The organism is Clostridium sp., assembly GCF_036639235.1.
Classification (GTDB): Bacteria; Bacillota; Clostridia; order Clostridiales; family Caloramatoraceae; genus Clostridium_AB.
On record NZ_JAVWJB010000091.1, the window covers coordinates 1 to 3417 of the forward strand.

The window sequence follows — 3417 nt, forward strand, 5'->3', positions numbered from 1 at the left end:
ACTGCTTCTCCTCCTAGAATGCGTATTGCTTATATTACTTAATTACTATGTCAGCGCCGAACCACTTTTGTGATATCTTGCTAACAGTTCCGTCCTTTTTAAGTTCATCTATTACCTTATTAACTTCGTCACGAAGCTTTCCATCTTCTTTTCTAAATCCTATAGCATAAACTTCTTCTCCAAGATTTTCCTTTAAAAATTCAAAACTCTCCTTATCCTTTGCAGTATAGTACTCTGCAACTACTCTATCCATAAGAGCAACATCTATTCTACCAGCCTTAATATCATTTAGAACATCCTTGTTCTTAAGGTATTCTCTAGTAGCTGCTACTGATGCTTTAAGGTCTGTTGTTTTTTCAAATACTTCCATACTACTACTCTTATCCTGGAAACCTATTTTCTTTCCCTTCATATCAGCTATTGTCTTAATATCTGATCCCTTTTTAACTATGAAAGCTTGAGTATTCTCTAGGTATGGCTTTGATAGGGCCATTCCCTTCTCCCTTTGTGGAGTAACACTCATACCATTCCAGATACAGTCGATTTTCTTAGTATTAAGTTCCATTTCCTTAGCGTTCCAATCAATTGGCTTAAAATCAACCTTAACTCCAAGCTTTGTTGATACCTCTTTAGCAAGGTCTATATCAAAACCTACAATCTCACCTTTTTCATCCCTAAACCCCATTGGTGGAAAACCATCGTCAAGACCAACTACCAGTGTTCCCTTATCCTTAATATATTGTAGAGATTCAACTCCCTCTGTTTTTGCTTCTTCCTTATTACCACAGCCTGTTAAAACAAGTGACATTGTTAAAACTGATGCTAGTGCTAATCCAACTATCTTTTTCATATTCATTTAAAATTCCTCCCATATAATAAACTGCTTTGTTGTACAAGCTTATTATACTTTATCGTACTAAACTTGTAAAGTCATAAATTGATAAATTTATTATAAAAGGAGCTTAAATTAGCTCCTTTTATAATTTATACAATTTTTCTAATTGTAACCCCTAATATATACGAAAATAATGTTAAAATAACCGTCGGTAATATCCATGAAAGTGAAACATTATATAATGGTAGTAATCTTATAGCATCTGTTATAAACGGAATCTTAATAGATAAAACATCTATTGTATTAATTAAGCTTATAATAAATGCTGTATAAACCCCTACACTGTATACATATTTACAATTCTCAAGATATTTTGAGAAGAACCCAAGTACAATAATAACAATAGCTCCTGGATAAATAATAGTTAACACAGGAACCGTAATAGAAATTATAGCATCAAGTCCTATGTTTGATATAAAGAATGAAACTATGGTTACTATTATTACCCATGCCCTATAACTAAGTCTTCCTATTCTTTCACTAAAGAATCTACTACTTGCACTTGTTACACCTATACTTGTAGAAAGACATGCAAGTGCTATAACAATAGCAAGTAAATATGCCCCGCTATTTCCAAACATTGAGTATGTAGCTGAGGCTAATAAATCTCCTCCATTTGTAAACTCAAAGCTTTTGGAATATACAGCTCCTACATATGATAAGCCTGCATAAATTATAGAAAGTAAAACTGAAGCTATTATAGCTGCATATGAAGAATACTTAACTATATCCCTATTAGATGTAATATTAAACCCATTTAGCGTTGTAACAAGTATATTTGCAACAACAAGTGCACCTAAAGCATCCATCGTTAAAAACCCTTCTACAAATCCCTTAAAATATGGATTTTCAATATAGTCATTACCTGGTGTTGAAAGTAAATCCACTGGTGAAATTATCGCCTTAATTACTATCATAGAAATTGTTACAATAAGTAGTGGTGTAATTACCTTTCCTATTATAGAAACCATTTTGCTTTGGCTAAGTGCTAAATATCCACTAATAATAAAATATATAAGTGTAGCAATTAGCATAATGCTAAAACCATCTCCAAATAAAGGCTTAACACCCATAGTATATGTAACTGATGCTGAACGTGGAATAATAAAAAGTGGGCCTATTGCAAGGTAAATAATAAAGGGAAATACCCTGCCAAACAACCTTCCTCCACGAGCTGATAAAGTGTTAAGATCTCCATTTACCATAGATGCTGACACAACAGCCATTAATGGTAATAATACTCCTGTGGTTATGAAACCTGTTATAGCATAGGATAAATTATACCCTGACTCATATCCAATAAATGGTGGGAATATTACATTTCCTGCACCGAAAAATAATGCAAATGTCATTAGTCCTATAATTAAAACTTGTCTTTTGTTCACTTTGAAATAGGGTAAAAACCCTGCCTCCCTTCACTTATCCTTTTCTTTAGTATTAACCATAACTTTAATAATATCAGAAAAAACCTAAAATAAAATAGGATAAGCAGAATTTCTACCTATCCTATTATTGCCATTATAATTTGTGTTATATTATATTTTAATTTTTGTTACCCTTTAAAACCCTCATAGAGTTAAGTACTGCTAAAAGAGTAACTCCTACATCTGCAAATACAGCTTCCCACATAGTAGCAAGTCCTACTGTTCCAAGTGCAAGTACTAATCCCTTAACTGCTAGTGCAAGGATTATGTTTTGCATTACAATATTAGATGTAAGCTTTGATATTTTTATAGCCTCTGCTACCTTACTTATTTCATCAGTCATAATTACAATATCAGCAGCCTCAATAGCAGCATCACTTCCAAGACCACCCATTGCAATACCAACATCAGCTCTAGCAAGTACCGGTGCATCATTTATACCGTCACCTACAAATGCAGCCCTACGTCCTTTACTTATCTTTTCGAATATCTCAACCTTATTCTGTGGTAAAAGTTCTGCATAAACATGGTCTATTCCAATGTCCTTAGCTATTTTATCTGCTACTTTCTTATTGTCACCTGTAAGCATTGTAGTTTCTTTTATGCCAATATCCTTAATAGCTTTAATGCCATCTATTGTGTCTTCTTTAATTTCATCATTAATTAGGATATACCCTGCAAACTTGCCGCTAATTGCTACAAGTACTGCTGTTCCAATAAAGTCTATTTCACCAATCTGAACATTATTATCTTCAAGTAATTTTTTATTACCAGCAAGAATCTCTCTGCCCTTAACAGTACATTTGATTCCCTTACCTGATATTTCGGTGTAGTTTTCAACTATATTCTTATCTATAACATGTCCAAAATATTCTACAATCGATTTTGATATAGGATGATTAGAACTACTTTCTGCATATGCACAAAGTCTTAAAATCTCATCTGTATCAAATCCATTTTGTGGTACAACATCTGTTACCTTAAATATTCCCTTAGTTAGTGTTCCAGTTTTGTCAAAAACTATCATATCAATATCCTTTAGAGCATCAAGGTAATTACTTCCCTTAACAAGTATTCCCTTCTTAGATGCTCCACCTA

At 32.9% G+C, this 3417-nt stretch carries 3 protein-coding genes; all 3 read right to left on the reverse strand.

The window, feature by feature from the left end; all coding sequences use genetic code 11:
* Window positions 1-34: 34 nt before the first annotated feature.
* A complete protein-coding gene (locus tag RR539_RS10610) occupies window positions 35-856 on the reverse strand; it encodes an amino acid ABC transporter substrate-binding protein (protein ID WP_332483824.1) in 822 nt (273 codons plus the stop codon).
* 128 nt (window positions 857-984) lie between these two features.
* A complete protein-coding gene (gene brnQ, locus RR539_RS10615; RefSeq protein WP_332500428.1) occupies window positions 985-2280 on the reverse strand; it encodes a branched-chain amino acid transport system II carrier protein in 1296 nt (431 codons plus the stop codon).
* Between the two features lie 157 nt (window positions 2281-2437).
* Window positions 2438-3417 (reverse strand): HAD-IC family P-type ATPase (locus tag RR539_RS10620; RefSeq protein WP_332500429.1); only part of this gene is annotated, 980 nt, incomplete at its 5' end.